This is a genomic window from Meridianimarinicoccus zhengii (genome assembly GCF_003254465.1).
Taxonomy (GTDB): domain Bacteria; phylum Pseudomonadota; class Alphaproteobacteria; order Rhodobacterales; family Rhodobacteraceae; genus Meridianimarinicoccus; species Meridianimarinicoccus zhengii.
On the sequence record NZ_QDFI01000077.1, the window covers coordinates 1 to 18,466 of the forward strand.

23 protein-coding genes are annotated in these 18,466 nt (G+C 70.4%); 6 read left to right on the forward strand and 17 right to left on the reverse strand.

What is annotated here, in order from left to right:
• The 5 genes from DDE13_RS18450 to DDE13_RS18470 all read right to left on the reverse strand — a co-directional run.
• On the reverse strand, positions 1-1,824 hold a 1,824-nt coding region (locus tag DDE13_RS18450), incomplete at its 3' end, for a phage tail tape measure protein (protein ID WP_111405724.1).
• Positions 1,824-2,048, reverse strand: a complete 225-nt coding sequence (locus tag DDE13_RS18455; RefSeq protein WP_328587852.1) for a DUF7697 family protein — start codon at positions 2,046-2,048, stop codon at positions 1,824-1,826. The genes DDE13_RS18455 and DDE13_RS18450, both read right to left, overlap by 1 nt.
• 17 nt (positions 2,049-2,065) lie before the next feature.
• Positions 2,066-2,569 (reverse strand): hypothetical protein, encoded by a 504-nt coding sequence (locus DDE13_RS18460; RefSeq protein ID WP_111405725.1) that lies wholly within the window; start codon positions 2,567-2,569, stop codon positions 2,066-2,068.
• Positions 2,569-3,510, reverse strand: coding sequence for a phage tail tube protein (locus DDE13_RS18465; protein WP_111405726.1), 942 nt, complete (start codon positions 3,508-3,510; stop codon positions 2,569-2,571). The genes DDE13_RS18460 and DDE13_RS18465 overlap by 1 nt, the downstream gene beginning before the upstream one ends.
• A gap of 93 nt (positions 3,511-3,603) precedes the next feature.
• Positions 3,604-4,023 carry an acyl-CoA transferase gene (locus DDE13_RS18470; protein WP_111405727.1) on the reverse strand — a complete coding sequence of 140 codons (420 nt, stop codon included), beginning with the start codon at positions 4,021-4,023 and terminating at the stop codon, positions 3,604-3,606.
• An 83-nt stretch (positions 4,024-4,106) separates the two neighbouring features.
• Here DDE13_RS18470 and DDE13_RS18475 point away from each other — a divergent pair, with 83 nt between their 5' ends.
• Together DDE13_RS18475 and DDE13_RS18480 are read left to right on the forward strand one after the other, a co-directional pair.
• The gene (locus DDE13_RS18475) at positions 4,107-4,367 is read left to right on the forward strand and encodes a helix-turn-helix domain-containing protein (RefSeq protein ID WP_111405728.1); all 261 of its coding nucleotides are present in this window, start codon (positions 4,107-4,109) and stop codon (positions 4,365-4,367) included.
• A gap of 75 nt (positions 4,368-4,442) precedes the next feature.
• Positions 4,443-6,140 carry a SulP family inorganic anion transporter gene (locus tag DDE13_RS18480; protein ID WP_111405729.1) on the forward strand — a complete coding sequence of 566 codons (1,698 nt, stop codon included), beginning with the start codon at positions 4,443-4,445 and terminating at the stop codon, positions 6,138-6,140.
• Here the strand turns inward: DDE13_RS18480 and DDE13_RS18485 are convergent.
• The 7 genes from DDE13_RS18485 to DDE13_RS18515 are packed head-to-tail and all read right to left on the reverse strand — an operon-like array spanning position 6,137 to position 11,240.
• A complete protein-coding gene (locus tag DDE13_RS18485; RefSeq protein WP_111405730.1) occupies positions 6,137-6,769 on the reverse strand; it encodes a DUF6441 family protein in 633 nt (210 codons plus the stop codon). The two genes, DDE13_RS18480 and DDE13_RS18485, sit on opposite strands and share 4 nt — an antisense overlap.
• On the reverse strand, positions 6,766-7,077 hold the full coding sequence (locus tag DDE13_RS18490; protein WP_111405731.1) for a head-tail joining protein: 312 nt from the start codon (positions 7,075-7,077) through the stop codon (positions 6,766-6,768). Before DDE13_RS18490 ends, DDE13_RS18485 begins: the two co-directional genes overlap by 4 nt.
• Positions 7,077-8,090, reverse strand: coding sequence for a major capsid protein (locus DDE13_RS18495; protein WP_111405732.1), 1,014 nt, complete (start codon positions 8,088-8,090; stop codon positions 7,077-7,079). Before DDE13_RS18495 ends, DDE13_RS18490 begins: the two co-directional genes overlap by 1 nt.
• Positions 8,091-8,130: 40 nt before the next feature.
• Positions 8,131-8,496 (reverse strand): head decoration protein, encoded by a 366-nt coding sequence (locus DDE13_RS18500; RefSeq protein WP_111405733.1) that lies wholly within the window; start codon positions 8,494-8,496, stop codon positions 8,131-8,133.
• A 4-nt stretch (positions 8,497-8,500) separates the two neighbouring features.
• Complete coding sequence (locus DDE13_RS18505) at positions 8,501-9,493, reverse strand: head maturation protease, ClpP-related (protein ID WP_162631090.1); 993 nt, start codon at positions 9,491-9,493, stop codon at positions 8,501-8,503.
• A gap of 4 nt (positions 9,494-9,497) precedes the next feature.
• On the reverse strand, positions 9,498-11,021 hold the full coding sequence (locus tag DDE13_RS18510) for a phage portal protein (RefSeq protein WP_111405735.1): 1,524 nt from the start codon (positions 11,019-11,021) through the stop codon (positions 9,498-9,500).
• A gap of 3 nt (positions 11,022-11,024) precedes the next feature.
• A complete protein-coding gene (locus DDE13_RS18515) occupies positions 11,025-11,240 on the reverse strand; it encodes a phage head-tail joining protein (protein ID WP_111405736.1) in 216 nt (71 codons plus the stop codon).
• Here DDE13_RS18515 and DDE13_RS18520 point away from each other — a divergent pair.
• On the forward strand, positions 11,239-11,814 hold the full coding sequence (locus DDE13_RS18520) for a hypothetical protein (RefSeq protein WP_218775095.1): 576 nt from the start codon (positions 11,239-11,241) through the stop codon (positions 11,812-11,814). The genes DDE13_RS18515 and DDE13_RS18520 overlap by 2 nt on opposite strands.
• 5 nt (positions 11,815-11,819) lie before the next feature.
• Here the strand turns inward: DDE13_RS18520 and DDE13_RS18525 are convergent, their stop codons facing one another.
• Both DDE13_RS18525 and DDE13_RS18530 read right to left on the reverse strand, forming a co-directional pair.
• Entirely contained in the window at positions 11,820-13,811 is a 1,992-nt protein-coding gene (locus DDE13_RS18525) for a phage terminase large subunit family protein (protein WP_111405737.1), read from the reverse strand.
• Positions 13,759-14,319: a hypothetical protein gene (locus DDE13_RS18530; protein WP_111405738.1), complete on the reverse strand. Its 561-nt coding sequence runs from the start codon at positions 14,317-14,319 to the stop codon at positions 13,759-13,761. Before DDE13_RS18530 ends, DDE13_RS18525 begins: the two co-directional genes overlap by 53 nt.
• 146 nt (positions 14,320-14,465) lie before the next feature.
• Between DDE13_RS18530 and DDE13_RS18535 the strand changes: the two genes are divergently transcribed.
• From DDE13_RS18535 to DDE13_RS18545, 3 genes are all read left to right on the forward strand, one after another.
• Positions 14,466-14,738, forward strand: coding sequence for a hypothetical protein (locus DDE13_RS18535; protein ID WP_111405739.1), 273 nt, complete (start codon positions 14,466-14,468; stop codon positions 14,736-14,738).
• Positions 14,739-14,831: 93 nt separating this feature from the next.
• The gene (locus DDE13_RS18540; RefSeq protein ID WP_111405740.1) at positions 14,832-15,422 is read left to right on the forward strand and encodes a DUF3489 domain-containing protein; all 591 of its coding nucleotides are present in this window, start codon (positions 14,832-14,834) and stop codon (positions 15,420-15,422) included.
• Entirely contained in the window at positions 15,422-15,622 is a 201-nt protein-coding gene (locus DDE13_RS18545; RefSeq protein ID WP_111405741.1) for a hypothetical protein, read from the forward strand. Before DDE13_RS18540 ends, DDE13_RS18545 begins: the two co-directional genes overlap by 1 nt.
• A gap of 9 nt (positions 15,623-15,631) precedes the next feature.
• Here DDE13_RS18545 and DDE13_RS18550 read toward each other — a convergent pair whose 3' ends face one another.
• Genes DDE13_RS18550 through DDE13_RS18560 form a run of 3 tightly spaced genes read right to left on the reverse strand, consistent with a single transcriptional unit; the run spans position 15,632 to position 18,140 of the window.
• Positions 15,632-15,841: a DUF7220 family protein gene (locus DDE13_RS18550; protein ID WP_111405742.1), complete on the reverse strand. Its 210-nt coding sequence runs from the start codon at positions 15,839-15,841 to the stop codon at positions 15,632-15,634.
• Positions 15,838-16,821: a DNA cytosine methyltransferase gene (locus DDE13_RS18555; protein ID WP_111405743.1), complete on the reverse strand. Its 984-nt coding sequence runs from the start codon at positions 16,819-16,821 to the stop codon at positions 15,838-15,840. The genes DDE13_RS18550 and DDE13_RS18555 overlap by 4 nt, the downstream gene beginning before the upstream one ends.
• Positions 16,821-18,140, reverse strand: coding sequence for a site-specific DNA-methyltransferase (locus DDE13_RS18560; protein WP_111405744.1), 1,320 nt, complete (start codon positions 18,138-18,140; stop codon positions 16,821-16,823). Before DDE13_RS18560 ends, DDE13_RS18555 begins: the two co-directional genes overlap by 1 nt.
• Positions 18,141-18,466 lie beyond the last annotated feature (326 nt).

Genomic DNA, 18,466 nt, shown 5'->3' on the forward strand with positions numbered 1-18,466 from the left:
GGCCTCGGTGGCCGCTTGTCCGGCGGCGCCGAGGGCGTCATTGAGCTGGTCGGCCGAGTCCGTGGCCGCCTCGAGCGCCGCCGCGCCGTCCGATCCCGCGCCCGCAACGGCATCCTTCAGCGCTTGCCAGGCGGTCATCGGGCGCGCGGCGGCCTCCGACAGCATGCCGGCCGCCTCGGCATAGCCCGCGGCGCGGCCGCGTGCGTCGGCGGCCATCCCGCCGAAGAGATCCGGGGCCTCGACATAGGTGCGGCCCATGGCGGCGCGGAAGGCCTCTCCAGCAGCATCGCCGACCGCGGCCGCGGCGCCGGCGAAGGGGTTCTCGACCCCGCCCAGCTCGATAGGGTCCAGCCTGCCGATGGAGAGGCCGCCCTCGCCGGTCGCCCAGTCCGGTAGGTTGGAGAGCGCCGCGTTCAGCCGGCTGATGAAGCGGTTGATGCGCGCCACCACCCCGTTGATCATCGACTCGACGCCGTCGATCAGGGCGTTCGCGGCCTGGAACGCGAAGTCCCCGATGGCCTCCGGCAGCGCGCCCCAGGTCGCCTTCACCGCGTCGAACGCGCCCGAGAAGGTCGCGACGGTGCTGTTGCCCCAGCCGACCACGGCCTCCGTCGCGCCCTGCAGACCCTCGTAAATGCTGGCCTGCGCCGCGGCCCAGCCAGCCTCCACCCGCGCCCAGGCGGCCCCGGCGCGCAGCGCGATCCGGTCCCACGCTTCCGCGGCCACGTCCTTAAGCAGCCCGACCGCTTCGCCGATGCCACCCGTCGCAGCCACAAGGCGCGTGAACTGGTAGATCAGCTCCCCCGCGCCCACGATCAGCGCGCCGACGCCGGTGCGGATCAGCGCCCCGCGCAGGACCACCAGCGCCGTGGCGAGCCCGCGGACCGAGAGCGCCGCCGCGACCATGCCGGCGACCCAGCGGCCGGCGAGGAACCCGGCGAAGGCCGCCGCGGTGCTGGCCACCCGCCCGAAATTGTCGATCAGCAGGACGAGTGCGTCCGAGATGCCCGTGAAGACCCGCTGGATCGGGCCGCCGACTTCGCCGAGCCGGGCCAGCCCCTCGGCCGCGCTCTGCAGCGCCGGCGCGGCGGCGACGGCCAGCTGGTTCGACAGGCCGCGCCAAATGAGCCCCAGCCGCGAGATGGCGTCGTTCGTCTCCTCGATCCGGTCGGCGTCCGCGTCGCTCACCAGCACGCCGAAGCGGCGCAGCTCGTCGTTGGCCTGGCGCAGCTGCGCGGGATCGAGCCGCTGGAAGGCCACGAAGGCCCGATCGCCGAAGAGCTGCGAGAAGAGCGCCGCCTGCTCGGAGGCCGCTGCGTTCTGCCGGATCGCCTCGGTCACCCGTGCGATGCGCTGGTCGAGCGGCAGCTTGAGAAGCTCCGCCGCGTTCAGCCCCAGCCGCCGGATGGCGTCGGCTGCGGGCCCGCTCCCGTCGGCGGCGAAGAGCGAGAGGCGGCGCGTGAGCCTCGCCGAGCCAGCCTCGAGCTCGCGGAAGGAATTGCCCGAAAGGTCCGCCGCCCGCGCGAGCACCTGCACGCTGGCCGTGGTGGTGGCGAGCGACTGCGCAAGCTTGGCCTGCGCGTCGATGGTCTGAAGCCCCGAGCGGATCAGTGCGGCGCCGGCCGCCGCAGCCGCCGCGCCGACGACCCGGGCGATCCGCGTCGCCTGCCGCGCGAAGCGGGCGAGCCGGCGGTTGGCCGCCTCCATCTCGCGCGAGAGGCGCCGGAACCCCTGCTGCCCGGCCTCGCCCACACCGCGCAGCGCATCCTTGACCTGCCGCCCGCCTGTCGCCGACAGGCGGACGCTCACGCGTTTCTCGGCCATCACTCAGCCCCCATGGCGCCGCAATCCCCGCGGGCCTCGTCGCTTCGCTTCTGCAGGGTCTCGACCACCACCGCCTCGACATGCGGGAGAAGCTCGGCGGCGGCGGCCGGGTCGACGCCGCGGACGCGTGCCATCTTGAGCAGCGCGGTCATGTCGAAGCCGATCACGCCGCCCATCGGGGCCAGCCGCAGCTGGCCGCCCGCCGCCTGCACCAGATCGCGCACCTGCCGGCCCTCGATCGTCAGCGGCCGCTCTTGCGTTTGCGGGCAGTCCGGGCACGGCCCGTCGCAGGCCCGGCAGTACTCCGCGCCCCCGCCCCAGACCCAGGCTGCGAGGGCGCAGAGGCGTTTTTTTCCTGCTCCAGCAGCAGCCCCTTCTGGACGTAGCGGGTCTGGAACGCCTCGAAGATCGGCCAGATGTCCATCAGCGCCGGGATCGTCTCGGGCCCGGGGTCCACGGGCGCGCCCTTTGCGTCGCCCACGCCCTCCCAGTCCACGATCGCCAGCCGGGCCAGCGCCACTGCGAAGGGGATCGCCACCGCCTCGTCGGTCGCGCGCGCCGCGGCGGGGTCGGCATCCGAAGCGTCGTCGTCGGGCTCCGGAGGCACGCTTTGCAGCGCCTCGACCACGTCCGGGTCGCGGCGCGCCTCGGCCATCAGCGCGGTGGTGATCGGCAGGAGTTTCAGGCGCACGCCGCCGGGCATGTCTTGCCAGGCGGGTTTGCGGGTCATGTCGAGTCGGAGCATCAGTACTGGTCCACGTCGTTGATGAGGGTTGCGGTGGCCATGCGGCCGGTGCCGGGATCGCGCGCCGCCTGCCAGTCGAAGGTCGCCTGGATACCCTGCGGCCCGTCGATCCCGATCCGCGGGCGCGGCAGGTAGACGGCATGCGCCGTCAGCGTGAAGCTCTCGCCCGAGGGCAGCGCGTAGCCGAACACCAGCTCGCAAGCCGCCCCGTCGATCGCCTGCTGCAACAGCGTCTCGTCGGCGAAGCGGACCACCACGTTGCCGGTCAGCGCGGCGATGCCGGGCTCCACGCCGGCGATCTTGCCGTCGGCGCGGATCGTCTCCACCCGGTCGAGGTTGTTGGCATAGGTGATCTCGGCCGAGACCAGGTTGCCGAGCGCCGTGCCATTGCGCTGGACGCTGCCGTTGAAGCTGCCGAAACGCTTGAGCGCGGGCTCGGTCAGGGTGCCGGCCTGGCTCGCAGCGCTCTTGTCCTCGCCCTGCGCGATGACGCCCACGGTCGCGGTCACGAGGCCCGAGCGCTCCATCGACCATTGCAGCTGATTGACCCGGCAGCCGGGATACATCGCGTAATGCGGCACCTCCGGCAGGCCCTTCTCCAGCGCAAAGCTCGGCAGGTCCCAGGCGCCCGACTGGAATTCGTGGGTGTAGGGCCCGGTGCCGCTGGTCGCGGGCGCCCCGAAGGCGGCCTTGAGCCAGTGGCCCCAGGCCTCCGCGTCGATCGGGACCACCACGTCGCCGTCCGCGGTGATCGCGTCCTTGACCGGCGCCAGCGGATCGCGGCCGTAGCCCAGCAGCTCGGAGTCGAGCAGCGGCTGTTCGGCGGCGACGGTCAGCCCCGGCGCGAACGGCATGCGGACGAAGCCGCTGGCGGGCGGCGAGCCGTAGGTGGTCTCGAAGCCGAGCGCCAGCCGCGCCCGCGCCCCAAGGGATCGTGCCATGATGCTCTCCTGTCGCAAAAAGAAGCGGCCCGCGGAGCGGATCCGCGGGCCGGTGGGTCAGTGGTCCGATGCCGGAAGTCGTTTCCGCTGCGCTCAGCTCAGCGGGTCGTCCGTGGAATAGTGCAGCACCACGGCGATGGTCGCCGCCTTCAGACTCGCCGCGCCCTCGACCGGCAGATCGACCGGCCGCGGCGCTTCGGCCTCCACCCAGTCGCACAGCCCGCCCAGCGTGCGGTCGGCGGCAACGGCCGCGCCAATGCTGGCGCAGAGTGTGTCGAAGGCCGCGTCACAGTCGGCGCCCTGGACAACGGCCTCGATCTCGGCGCGGTGCTGATAGTGGTAAGCCAGCGGCGACAGCGTCACCTCCGGCTCCCCGGGCTCGCCGTCGCGCAGGATCAGCAGCCCCTCGGCCGGCACCCGCTCGGGCAGCACGTCGCCGCGCAGCGCGGTTGCGGGAAGCGCCGAGAGCCGCGCGTGCAGCGCAGCGAGGATGGTTTCGCGCAGGGTTGGCATATCAGGCATTAACATCAATATAGATGTTTGACATATCAGTTTACCTTTTCTAGACAGCGTTCATCACGCTCAGGACATGCCTCATGATCACCGGCCCCCAGATGCGCGCGGCGCGGGCCCTTCTCAGGCTCGACCAGAAGACCCTGGCGGAACTGTCGGGGCTTTCCGTGCCAACGATCCAGAGGATGGAGGCAAGCCACGGCAATGTTCGCGGCGTCGTCGACAGCCTGACCAAGGTCGTCGCGGCGCTCGAATTCGCCGGCGTCGAACTGATCGCGGAAGGCGCCGCCAGCACGGAAGGCGGGCGCGGCGTGCGCCTGAAGGTGCCTCCGCCGAAACACTGATCCCTCAACCCGCGACGGCGACCGCCGACACCAAGCCGACGATCCCGCCGCTACCCCTCAAAGGTGCGGCCGAACATGAAAGACCAGACCACCACGCCGAGCGAGGCGCCCGGCTTCCTCGACCTCTTCACCCCCAAGCTCGTCACCGTCCTGCGCGAGGGCTATGGGCCGGCGCAGTTGCGCACGGACGCCATCGCCGGGCTGACGGTCGCCATCGTGGCGCTGCCGCTGTCGATGGCCATTGCCATCGCCTCCGGCGCAACCCCGGCGCAGGGGCTCTACACGGCCATCGTCGGGGGCTTCCTCGTCTCGGCGCTCGGCGGATCGCGGTTCCAGATCGGAGGCCCGGCCGGAGCCTTCATCGTGCTGGTCGCGGCGACCGTGGCGCAGCACGGGATGGACGGGCTGATCCTCGCCACCTTCCTGTCGGGGCTGATGATGGCAGCGGCGGGGCTGTTGCGGCTGGGCACGTTCATCAAGTTCATCCCCTTCCCGGTGACGGTGGGCTTCACCGCCGGGATCGCCGTCATCATCCTGGCCAGCCAGCTGCGGGAGTTCTTCGGGCTGACGCTGGCGAACGAGCCCGGCGAACTCCTGGAGAAGATCCCGGCGCTCTGGGCGGCGCGGGACAGTCTGACGCCCGCCGCCCTGGGGCTTGCGGTCGCGACCGTCGGGGTCATCGTCGGATTGCGCCGCTGGCGCCCGCACTGGCCGGGCATGCTGATCGCCGTCGGCCTCGCCGCGGCGGCCACGGCGGTCATGGCGCTGCCGGTGGAGACCATCGGCACGAAGTTCGGCGGCATTCCCTCGTCCCTGCCGCCACCGGCCCTGCCGAACCTCTCGGTGGACAAGATCGTGGCCGTGCTGCCCGCCGCGCTCTCCTTCACGCTGCTGGGCGCCATCGAGTCGTTGCTCTCCGCGGTCGTCGCCGACGGCATGACCGGGCGCCGTCACCGCTCGAACTGCGAACTGGTGGCGCAGGGCGTCGCCAATGTCGGATCGTCGCTGTTCGGCGGGTTCTGCGTTACCGGCACCATCGCGCGGACGGCAACCAATGTGCGCTCCGGCGCACACGGGCCTGTCGCCGGGATGCTGCATGCACTGTTCCTGCTGCTGTTCATGCTGATCGCCGCGCCGCTGGCCGCCTACATCCCGCTGGCCGCGCTGGCCGGCGTTCTGGCTGTCGTCGCTTGGAACATGATCGAGAAACCGGCCATCGCCGTTCTGCTGCGGTCGGACTGGGGCGAAGCCACGGTCCTTGGCGCCACTTTCTTCCTGACCATCTTCCGCGACCTGACCGAGGCCATCGTCGTGGGCTTCGCGCTCGGCTCGGTCCTGTTCATCCACCGCATGAGCCGCTCGACCGAGGTCGCGACTCGCACGGCCTTCGTCGGCCGCGACGAGGCGGACGACGCGCACCCGCGCGGGGCCTATGACGAAGCGCAGGCGGCCAATCCCGACGTGGTCATCTACCGCATCAGCGGGGCGCTGTTCTTCGGCGCGACCGCCTCGATCGGATCGGTCCTCGACCGCATCCAGGACACCCACAAGGCGCTGATCGTCGATTTCTCGGCCGTGCCCTTCCTCGACTCGACCGGGGCGAACATGATCGAAGGGCTGGCACACAAGGCACACCAGCGTGGCGTTGCGCTCTGGCTGACCGGAGCAAGCCGGGACATCCGCCGCGTGTTCATCACGCACGGCCTGAGACGGCCGCTGGTGCGATACGCCGCCAGCATCGACAATGCTCTGGCGGCCACCCGATCAGGCTAGACCTTCCCCTCCACCCAATTCGCCACGATCAGCCCCGGCACGCTGTCATGCGCGCGCTCGGCGTCCCGGTCGAGATCGAGCCGCTTCGGCAGCCTGACCTGTGGGACGAGCAGGAAGATCGGCGCGGTGACCTGGTTGCGGCCGGTCTTCGCGCGGGACGCCACCGCCTGGCCGCGCTTGTTGATGCGGGCCCGGTCGGCGACCAGCAGGCTCGGGCCGCGGCGACGGTAGACGAACCGCAGGCGCAGGCCCCGGCGGCGCTCCCATTCGCCGGGGGTGATCTTGCCGCCGCGCAGGCCCCGTCCGGCGGCGGGCGTCGGGATCGCGAGCCAGAAGCCGGTCTTCGAGCGGATCAGCGGGCCGGTGTCGTGGGCGCCGACGATGGCGGGGGCCTTCGACCAGACCAGCGACGCCGCGCCGATGCTGGTGGTGCCCTTGGGCCATGTCTCCGCGCGGATGCTCTTGGCGAGCCGCTGGCCCAGCCCCGCGCCGGTGATCTGGCGGCGCCAGTCGGTCTTGAGCTGCCCGCCCGCCTCGCGCATCGCCATGGTGACCGCGCGCTCGCCCGCCTTGATCTCCGCGGCCATGAGCGCGGCGAGGTCCGGCGTGACGTCGAGCTTCAGTTTCATGCCGGCCGCAGATCCACGGTCCAGACCAGCCGCTCGCGGTCGCGGACGGGCTCGCCCTGGATAAGGAAGGGCTCGCCATCGATCTCGATGCGGTCGCCGGGCCGCGGCTGAGGCACCTCGGACACGCGAAGATCCACGCGCGTGGTCTCCGACCAGATGCGCGCGTCGCCGAAGCCGGTGGTCTCGTCCGCGCGGCGGGTAACAACGCGCACGAGGACGGGCGCACCACCCGCGGGCGTGTAGACCGCCTCGCGGGCGACGTTGTCATCCGCGAAGAGCGCGTCGAGCGCCATGGCGACGGCCGTCATCAGGTCCGCCGCGCGCTGCGCAGCACCTGCGGGCGGGTGCAGATCGGCAGCGGGTTGCTCTCGATCTCCAGGCGCACCCATTCGTCGCGATCCCGGTCCGGGATCATGCGCGCATAGAGCGGCAGGCCGACGGTGTTGACCGTCTCGAAGGTGTCGGCGGGGGCGTAGTAGATTTCGAACAGCCCCTCGACGCCCTCGGGGTAGAAGTAGGCCTTGTCGGTGGGCACGCCGAAGCCGAGGCCACCGCGGTAACGCCGGAAGGTGATCCCGCCGAAGCTGACCTCCTCGCCCACGCGCCCGCGCAGATCGGCCGCCGCGGCGGTGTTCAGGTAGGTCTCGCGGACTTCCTTGTGGGCGACGAGATCGGCGAAGAAGGCCGAGCCGCATTCGGCGCGGATCTGCACTTGGCCGGCCGCGAGCCCGCCGAGGCTGTCCTCGACGCTTTCGATCAGCGCCTGGCAGCGCTTGCGCAGCGCGCCCGAGGCCGGGGATGTATTGTCGAGGTCGAAGTCGACCTCCGTGGCCGGGGTGATGCCGAACTCGGTGTAGTAGTCGATGACCGTCGCCCCGTCCTTCGGGTCCTTCACCACGCCCTGAATACCGTTGAAGAGGTGGAACTCGAAGGTGGCCTCGGCGTCGTTGCGGAGCCGGCCGAGCTTGCGCGCCACCTCGGCCTGGACCTGCTGGACGGCGGTCTCCGAGCCGAAGTCGCGGATGGACTGGATTTCCGAGGCCCAGAGCACGTCCTGTTTCTTGAACTGGCGGCAGACGAAGGCCCGCATCTCGCGGCGTTCGGGGATCTGGGACTCGTAGGCCGAGCCCCGTTCCGAGAACGGGATCAGCGAGAGCGTGCCGTCGCGGCTCTCGATCATCACCGTGCGGCTGCGCACGCCGCGGCTGCCGAAGAGGTTCGCGCCCGAGAGGATCGCGGGCTTGTAGGGGATGTTCTCGAGCGCGCGGGTGAGCTCGACGATGGTGAAGGCATCGCCTTCGAAGATGTCCATGGTGGCCATGTTGATGCCTCCGGGTCAGGGATGGTTGTGGGGTGCACGGTCAGCGGACGAGGATGCCCGCGTCGAGGAGCGCCGTGTGGGCGGCGGCGATCTCGGGATCGCTCGGCGTGCCGGCAAAGACGAGATCGTGGCGGTTGACGATGGCGGGGCCGCGGACGACAGCGACGGCCGGGGCGTCGCCACCGGACGCATCCGCCTTGCCCCAGAGCACCGCGACCGCGGTCTCGGTGCCGTCGGTGGCATTCGGATCATGCGCGGCGTATTTGCCCGAGGCGGTGATCTGGCCCAGCACGGTGCCGGGGGCGAGCGTGCCGGAGGCGACGGTGATCGTCTCGCGGGTGTAGTCGCGATGGGCTTCCCAGACGAGGAAGCCGCCGGGATGGGTGCCCTCTGTCAGCGTGGTCATGGGATCATCCTTTCAGCTTGAAGGTGCGGGCGATGACGTCGCCCCAGGGGCGGGTCGCGGCGCTGCGCCCGGGTTGCGGGTGATGGGGCGTGATCTCCGGCGCCGTCTCGGCCCTCGCGTCCAGCAGGCTGGCGCGGACTGCGTCGAGGCTGGCGTCCTCCTCGAGGAAGCGCCCGGCCATCTGCGGCTGGCCGGCGAGACGGCAGAGATCGACGACGGCCCTCGCATGGGCGATGGCCTCGGCGCGGATGGCCGCGGGGTCCCGACCCGTGCCGGGATCTGCGGCCGTGCCGTCCGGATCGTGCGCCTCGGGCTGCTGAGCGGCATCGGGCGCCGGCGCGGCATCGTTGGCGTCTTCAACGATGTCCGGCCCCGTCTCCGCGCTCTCCGGATCGGCGATCTCGACCGCTTCGACCAGCTCGGGCGGCGCGTTCCGGAAGCGGGCGATGTCGAAGCTTGCGGCGATGCGCACGGGCTCGGCCAGTTGCGTTGCGAGCCCCGCCTCCAGCGCCTCGGCGGCCGAGAACCAGGTCTCCGCCGCCATCAGCGCCGCAATCTCGTCCTCGGTCTTGTCGGAGCGGGCCGCATAGCCGCGCAGCATGCCGGCCGCGATCTTGTCCAGCGTCCCGGCCATCTCCCGCATGTCCGCGGCCGTGCCCATGACGAGGCCGGACGGGTCGTGGATCATCAGGAACGCGTTTTCGGGCATGACGATCGCGTCGCCCGCCATGGCCACGTAACTGGCCGCAGAGGCCGCGATGCCGTCGATCCAGACGGTGACCGTGCCGGCATGGCGGCTCAGCGCGTTGTGGATGGCGACGGCATCGAAAACCGACCCGCCCGGGCTGTTGAGGCGCAGGTCGATGGCCGCGTCATCCGGCAGCGCGCCGAGTTCGGCCAGGAAGCCCTTGGCCGAGACGCCGTAGGCGCCGATTTCGTCATAGATCAGCACTTCCGCGCCGCCATCGCGGGCGCGGATCGTGTACCAGCTCTTCATGATGTCACTCCTGTTCGGTCGCACGGCCCGCTGCCGCCGCATCGTCGTGGCTGTCGCCATCCGCCCCATCGCCCGGATCGGGCCGCGTCGCCGGGGTCGCGCGGGCGCCCTGCGTCTCGCCCGGGCTGGTGCGGTAGCGAAGTCCCAGCGCCTCGGCGCGCGCGGTGTCGGTGGCGTTCTCGCGATCCACTTCCTCGACATCGTAGCCGGTGGCCTCGACCACCTTGCGCCGCGAGGTGATGCCGGCCTCCATCGCCAACACCTGCGCCTGGATATCCTTCAGCGGATCGACCCAGTCCCAGCGCGGCGGGATCCACTGCACCATGCGCGCGGTCGCCGGATCGGGCAGATCCAGCCGGCCGGCGAGCCGCGCCGTCTCCAGCCAGCGTGCCCAGACCGGGCGACAGAGCTGATGCGCGATCACCCCGTGCTGGAGTTGTTGCACCCGCCGGCGGAACTCCACGAGTTCGGCCCGCAGGCTCGAATAGTTGGCCTGGCGCACATCGCCGGTGACCAGGTGATAGGGCAGCCCCAGCGCGGCCGAGACGCCCAGCAGCGTCCGGTACTGGAACGCCTCGTAGCTGCTGCCGACATCGGCGGGGCTCGAGAACTTCACGTCCTCGCCGGGCAGCAGCACCTGAAGGGTGCCCGGCTCGAGGCTGGCGATGGCCGCGCCGTCGGGGTCGGCCTCCTCCGTGCCCATCATCGGCTCTTCCGGCGCCGTCTTGGTTATGAAGCCCGCGAACATCGCCGCGGTCTTCTTCCGGTCGAGCTCGGCGTCGTCGTACTGGTCGAGCAGGAACAGCCGCACCATGGCGGGCGCCACATGCGGCAGGCCCCGGATCTGCCCGGCATCGAGCGGGCGGTAGATGTGCAACACGTCCCCGGCCGGCACGCGCACCGTCTCGGGCACCGCGACGCGCCGGTCCGTGCTGTCGCCGGGATGGGTGCGGCGGAAGTGATAGGCGACCCGCCGCCCGATCGCATCGAGCTCGATCCCGCAGCGGATACGGTTGCCGTTCGCGGCCGTCTCGGTCTTCTCGAAGGGCAGCATCTCGGACTGGAGAAGCTGCAGCTGCAGCGGGACCAGCAGCCCGTCTTCGGCCCGGCGCGGACGGAACCGCACGAAGCACTCGCCGGCGACGAACATCTCCCGCGCGACCATGGCCTGCAGCCCGTAGAAGTCGGTCAGCCCGTCTGCGTCGGCCTCGTCGGTCCAGGCGAGCCAGAGCCGCTGCACCCGGTCGCGCTGCGCCGCATCGTCGATCAGCGACGAGGGCTTGATCCCGTCGCCCACGAGGTTGGCGGCGAAGGCCTCGCAGGCATTGGCGGCATAACCGTTGGTGACCACCAGCTCGCGCGCTCGCGCCAGTAGCTTCGGCCCGCCCGAGGCGACCAGCGCGTTGACGTTCTCCAGCGGCGGGTTCCAGCCGCGCAGCCGGCGCCGGGACATCGCACCCTCGAGACGGGCGCGCACGCCGGCGGGGCCGCCACCGGGCTGGCGGCGAAACCGGTCGAACAGGCGCATTCTTCAGAGACCCTTCGTCGTCGTCACGCGCAGCTGCCGCACGATCCGCCGGCCCTCGGCTGCCGCGATCTCACGATCCAGCGCCTCGATGGCGCGGTCGATCTCCGCCACGCTGCGATATTCGACGGTCTTGCCGTCATAGCTGACCCGCGCCACGCCCGAGGACCGCTGCGCCGAGAGCGCGTCGCGGCGGTTGCGGAGTTCCGTCACGGCGGTCATGGATCACCTCACGCTGCTGATGCGAGCGAAGTTACGCCGCGCAAACTTCGCGCCGGTGGCGGTCGTGGCCCGGCTCGGTCATAAGGACGGCATGGACTCGCTCGCCAGCAGATCGATCGCCGAACTCCTCTCTCTTCACGCCGCGACGATGGAGGAGCTGCGGGCGAGGAACGTTCTTCGCTCCGCGAACAATCCCACCGGCGATCTTGCCGAATACCTGTTCTGCGCCGCATTCGGCTGGGACCAGGAGAACAACTCCGCCAAGGCTTTCGACGCCACGGGCGCAGACGGGACCCGGTATCAGATCAAGGGACGCCGCATTCACCGGCGCAACGGTTCACGGCAACTGTCCGCGATCCGCGATCCGGACGGGTTCGACATCCTGGCGGCCGTCCTCTTCGAAGACGAATTCAGGATCCTGCGGGCCGCCCTGATCCCGGCCCGGGTCGTGCGCGACCATTCGAAGTTCATCGCGCACACGAACAGCCACAAGTTCCTGTTGCGCGATGCAATCTGGGACGTGACCGGCGTCATCGATGCGACCGAGCGGCTGCGCGCCGTCGAGGGACTTTAACCCGGCTACCCCATGTAGCTCGACCGCCGCGTCCGCCGCCGAGGCACCGGACGGGGCGCGGGCCTCGCCGGTGCCTCGCCGTCCGCCGCGGGCGTCTCCACCGCCAGCTGCCGCTCCAGGTCCTGCCAGCGCGCTTCGGACCAGCGATCCGCGCCGGCAATCCACGCCGCCGCCCGTGCATAGACCCGGCAGTCCAGCGCCTCGTTGCGCTCGCGCAGCTTCTGCCATTCGAGCTTGGCGAAGCCGCGCTTGCCCTTGACCGTCACCAGCTGCTCCGCGGTCAGCTGTTTGAGCCACTCGCTGTCCGCCCAGGACGGCAGATGCACCGTTCCCGGTGGAAACGGTGCACCGGCCGTGACCTCTTCCGCGGTCGGCCGATCCTGCCGCAGAAAGCGGTAGGTCTCGGCCTTGAAGGTCGATGTCGCCACGGACCACAGCCGCGCGCCGCGCCGCAGGCGCTTGCCCGCGACGGTCGCATCGACATAAGTCGGCCCCGTGACCGGGCTCGCGCGGTTGAACCCGTCGAGCCCCTTCACGGGTGCCACCTGCGCGAAGCCGACCTGCCGCGCCCAGCCGTAGACCGCGCTGGTCTCGAACCCCGTATCGATCGCGAGCCGCGCGATCGCCAGATGCTCGCCGGAGGCATGGGGCCACGTGCGCCCCAGCAGGTCGGTCAGCTGCTGCCAGCAGGCGGGATCGCCGGGGCCGCCGTCGATCACGACATGATCGACGAGCCAGCTTTCCAGCCCGCGGCCCCAGGCCCAGACGTCGACCTCGATCCGGTCCTTCTGCACGTCGGCGCCGGCGGTCAGGAACAGGCCGCCCGCTGGCACCGTGCCCGAGGACCACGCCTCGCGGCGATCCGCCAGTCGCTGCCAGTCCGGCGCCTCGCCGGTCTCGACCCAGGTCTCGCCGAGGATCGTGTTGCGGAATGCCTTGCTCGCCTCGTCGGAGCCTCGGGCCGCCTCCCAGGCCCGCGCGATCCGGTCCCAGCCCAGCCAGCCCACCGGCGAGTAGAGCGCCGAGAGGTGATAGCCGATGGTGCCGGGATCCGCCGCCTCGGCCGTCGCGCGCCATTCGCCCGCTTCCAGCATCGCCGTTTTGTGGTGTTCGGCAATGGCCGCGTCGCAGCCCTCGCAGAGATATTCCGCCGTCTCCGGCCGGCCCTTCTCCCAGCGCAGCCGGTCGAACTTCAGCCACTGCATCGCCCCGCAAGACGGGCACGGCACGAAGAACCGGCGCTGGTCGGACGCCTCGAACTCCCGCTCGATCCGGCTCAGCCCCCGGATCGTGGGCGTCGAGACCAGGAACACCTTGCGCCGATGCGCGAAGGTCAGCGACCGCGCCTCGGCCAGCGTGACCGGATCGCCTTCCTCGTCGGCCGAGGCCGGATAGGCGTCGACCTCGTCGAGGAAGATGTAGCGCGCCGGGGTCGAGCGCAGCCCGACCGCCGAGTTCGCCCCGGTCATGATCAGGATGCCGCCCGCGAACTCCTTGGACAGCATCGTGTTGCCCGCGTCGCGCGAGCGCGCGGGCTTGATCCGCTCCCGCAGCTCCGGGCTTTCCTCGATCAGCGGGTCGATCCGCTGGCGCGAGTTGCGCTTGGCCAGTTCCACCGTCGGCTGGACCGCCAGCATCGGCCCCGGCGCCTGGTGGATCGCGAAGCCGATCCAGTTGTTGCCGGCCTCCGTCGCGCCGACCTGCGCCGCCTTCATGAACACCACCCGCTGCGTGGGATCGCCGGGCGAGAGCCGGTCCATGATCTCGCCCATGTAGGGCGTGCGCAGCGTGCGATACTGCCCGGGCTCGGCCGAGGCGCGGGACGACAGCTTGCGGTGCCGGTCCGCCCATTCCGACACCGTCAGGTCCGGATCCGGCCGCAGCCCGGCGAGCCACGCCCGCAGAACATCCTGCGCCCCGTCGAAGGTCAGCGCGTCCGGGTCCTCAGCGGAGATCGGGCTGGATCTCGGCGAGGTCGTCGAGCTGGGATCGGACATGTTTCTCCAGAGCCTTCTGCATCGCGGCCGGCTCCACCCCCAGATCGGCCGCCATCAGCGCGGCGACCCGCGCCGGCCAGTTGACCCAGACGTCGCGCTCCTGCCGCGCCAGCCGGAACACCAGCGCCAGCGCGCGGGCGCGATCGATCAACTCGCCTTTGAGCTTTTGCAGCCGGATACGCCGTTCCTGCGCTTTCAGCACCTCGTTGGCCGTCTTGGCCTGCAGGAAGGTCGTGCCGCCGCCCGTCGCCGGCGCGGCCAGGCCCTGTTCCTTCAGCGTATCGCCGACGGCTGACACCGCCGCCTCCGGCACGGGCTTGCGCTTCGGCTGGGGCGGCTTGCGGGTTTTCGACGGGTCCGTCGTCTCGGCGCGGCGCGCGTCGCTGGCGTCGGCGTCGATGCTCCCGTCGGCGTGCAGCACCAGGCGGCCGGCGGCCTTCGCCTTCTGGATCGCGCCACGCGAGACACCGACCCGGGCGGCGTATTGGCGCTCGCTCAGACCCTCCATGCCGCGCTCCGATTATCATTCGAAATCATGTGCTTATTGAGTTGATAAGCCTCCGCGCCAGAGCGAACGTGGATCCACAAGGACGATGCAACTCAGCACCGCGCTCAAGCAGCGCAACGATAGCACAGCCCCAAGGAGCCACCCCGATGACCACGCGCCTGAACCCGATCACCACCCCGCGCCACCAACTCCGCGCCGAGAAGGCGCGCAGGAACAAGGAAGCCGCGCTGAACGCCTTCATCGGCAAGAAAGCCGAGATCGACGAGATGCTCGCCCGCCTGCAGGCGCTCAGCGACGACCATTTCAACTGCGCCCCCGACGAGGCGGGCTGGGCGATGGTCGGCACCCTCGACCACTACGCCAGCCTCCTGAAGCGCATCACCGACAGCGCCTTCGGCGAGGGCGAGCACGCCGAGTGATCTCCGGCACCGCCGGAACTCCTGCCGCGCCCTGCGCGGCTCGGGGTCGTAGGAGGCGCCGCATGTCGCGGGCCTCGAACACGGAGACCCCAGATGACCAAGCTTTCCGATACCCAGCTCGTGATCCTCAGCGCCGCCGCGCAGCGCGACGACCGCAACGTCCTGCCGCTCCCCGGCTCGCTCCGCGGCGGTGCCGCCGCCAAGGTGGTCGGCGCGCTGCTGAAGCGCGGGCTGATCGCCGAGACCACGACCGACAGCCAGACCAAGGCCGACGCCGCGCTCAACCGCGTCTGGCGCAACGATGCGGACGGCCGCGCCATCCTCCTGCACATCACCGACGCGGGGCTCGTCGCCATCGGCGTCGAGCCGGACGGCGGCGACAGCGCGCACACGGGCGCGGACGAGGCGCCGAGCGCGGAAGCCCCGCAGGACGCTTCCGCCGAGGCCGACCCCGCGCCCAAGGCGCGCACACCGCGCAAGGGCACCAAGCAGGCGAAGCTGATCGAGATGCTCCGCGCCGAGGGCGGCGCGACCATCGACGAGATCGTCGCCGCCACGGGATGGCAAGCTCACACCGTGAGAGGCGCCATGTCCGGCGCGCTAAAGAAAAAGCTCGGTCTGACCGTCACCTCGGAGAAAGTCGAAGGAAGAGGGCGCTGCTACCGCATCGAGGACGCCGTCTGATGCCGCGGTACAGGGTCAAGATCACCCGTGCCGTCACCGAAAGCACCTGCGTGACCGTCGAGGCACTGTCCCCGGAGGCGGCGCAAGCCGTCGCCTTCGTGGCGCTGGCCGACATGGAGGACGCCTTCTGGACCCTTGATGAGGGTTCGTGGAATGCAGGCCCCGCCTACATCACGGCAGTCGAGCCCGCCGATGTGTGATGCCCGGCGCTATCGCCAACGCTCGAACAGTCGTCGCAGCAGGTAACCCCGCGCCAACGACACGCCGACGAAGGCAAGGCCGATGGTCAGATGCTCCGCAAATCCCGTCTCGATCCCGAACCACGGGAACACGACGATCTGCGTGGCGATGGCCAAAACGTAGCCGACGACAACGTTTGCCGCGGCCTCGACCATCGACATGGTCCGGCTCTGCTTCATCGCCGGCTCTCCAGAAACGCCGTCACGAACTCCGCCGCGAGCGGCGGCACGATCGCATTGCCGTAGCCCCGCAGCAGCCCCATGCGGCCGGGTATCCCATGAGCCAGCGGGAATGTTCCGGGCTCAACGGGCCTCCATCGGCCATCGCGGCAGAAGAGCCAGTCCGGAGCTCGCCAGACGCCGTCCGTCGCGCGGGTCCCGGCGGGGTTGGCGCCTTCGACCAGTCGACCAGCTTCACCGTCCTGCGGCTCGCATCGGTGTTGCCGGCCGCGTTGTACCTGTTTGTGGCGGGCGAGCCCGCCATCGCCGTCGGCCAGCCCGCCAGCCAGACCTGTCGGCCGAGTAGCGCGTTGATCGGCACCGCGAGGCATTCCGATCCGTCCTTGTGATCCCGCGCCGAAGCCGTCGCCCAGCCCGCCCGACTCCACGGCGACAGCGCCGAAGAATAATCGCTGGCGGATGTGCGGCGCGCCGATGCCCGCAGCCGGCAGATCGGCCGCCGCGACGGCGTAAGATGCCGCTTCCATCTCAGTCGCCAGAGCGTCGAACCACGCCCAGTCAGCCGGATCCTCAGTCGAAGTTCGAGCCGCGCCGCCAACGCGTCCGAGCACTGCCGCGCTCGCGACCTGCTCGCCAAAGACAATCTGCGGTCGGCAGGCGGCGACGAGCCGCAGGAAAGCGGGTGCGAGATGGCGGTCATCGTCCTGTCCCTTGCGCTGTCTGGCCTGACTGAAGGGTTGGCAGGGCGGCGAGCCGGTCCAGACAGACAGGTCCGTGGCCACACCCGCGAGGCGCAGCGCATAGGGCCAGCCGCCGATCCCGGCGAAGAAATGGCATTGCGCGAAGCCGCGCAGGTCGGCGGGTTCCACCTCGAGGATGGACCGCTCGTCCACCTCGCCATCCGGCAGCAGCCCGGCCGCGATCAGTTCCCGCAACCATGCACAGGCCGCGGGGTCCGCATCGTTGTAGTAGACGGCCATCAGGCAGCGGCATCGGCCTTTTCGCCCAGCCGCTCCGCCTTCAACTCGGCGAAGGTCCTGCCGTCGCCGTCGAGGATCGCGTCGCGGCCCGTCTCCGCCTGCCAGCGTTCCACGGCGACGTCGATATAGGCGGGGCTGATCTCCATCGCGAAGACGCGTCGGCCGTTGGCTTCGCCCGCCATGATCTGCGAGCCGGAGCCGCAGAACGGCTCGTAGCAGAGCCCGCCACGGGCGACGTGCTGGCGCATTGGGATGCCGAAGGCGTCCAGCGGTTTCGGCGTCGGGTGGTCGGGGCGCTCGTCCTTGGCGAAGGACGGCATCTCCCAGGTCGAGGGCAGCGTCTGCTCTGCCACCTTCGGCGGGCGGTTCGGGCGACGCCAGCCCATGAAGCAGGGCTCATGCTTCCAGAGGTAGTGGGAGCGGGTCAGGACGCCGCGGTCCTTCACCCAGATGATCTGCTGATGGACGAAGGCGCCGGCCTTATCCCAGCAGGCCTCCAGCATCGCCTGGCGGCGGGACGCGTGCCAGCAGTACCAAGCCGCGTCCTCTGTGATCGCCTCGGCGACCGCGGCGGCGATGAACCCGTCGTAGAGTTCCGCGCCCTGGCTGCTGTCGTCCCAGGTATTGCCGTAGCTCTGACTCCAGTCCTTGTTGCGCGTCGGGTGGTTTGAGCCGTCGTAATCCACCAAGTATGGCGGATCAGTCGCGAACAGCACGGCGCGTTCGCCGTTCATCAGGCGGCGGACGTCGTCGTGCGAAGTCGAGTCCCCGCAAAGCAGTCGGTGGTCGCCGAGGATCCACAGGTCGCCCGTGTGCGAGGCCGGGTTGCGCGGCGGCTCCGGGATGGTCACCGGCGGCACGGAGCCCCCGGCGCCACCTTCTTCTTCATCGCCCCCGTCCGGATCGAAGGCCAGCAGCTTGTCGAGTTCGCCGTCGGAGAAGCCGACCAGCGACAGGTCGTAGTCGTCCGCGAGCAGGTCGTTCAGTTCGGCCGACAGCAGCGCCTCATCCCATGGAGCTTCGGTCAGCTTGTTGTCCGCGATCCGATAGGCCCGGCGCTGCGCCTCGGTCAGGTGGCCGAGCACGATCACCGGCGCTTCGGTCAGCCCGAGCTGCGTCGCCGCGAGCACGCGCCCGTGCCCGGCGATCAACTCGCCGTCCTCGCCGACAAGGCACGGCACGGTCCAGCCGAACTCGGCCATGCTGGCGGCGAGCTTCGCGACCTGGTCGGGCCCGTGCACCTTCGCGTTCTTCGCGTAGGGCTGAAGGCGCGCAAGCGGCCACATCTCGATCCGCTCGGGGGCGAAGGCGAGGGTCATGCAGGTTCCTGTCGATGCTGTTCGCGCAGTGGCTTTGGCCGCGCTGGATTCCCCGCGGGTGGACTCCACCGGGGTGGATACCCTGGCTTCCGGCTGGACTCCGGCATCCGCAGGGTATCCACCCCAGGCGGCCGATCAGGTGTTTGATTTTACGAGGGTTTCGTGGCGTCGCGGGTGGACCCCGGACTCCGGTGGCTTCCCAAAAAACCGGCCCTGTCGCTGGCGATATTGCGCGCCACGCCCGCCCGTATACGGAATGGCGCAGAAGGACCCAATGTTCGTTTCGGGGTGGCCCGTCTCCGTCGTGTTATGCCGGGGATTGCCCG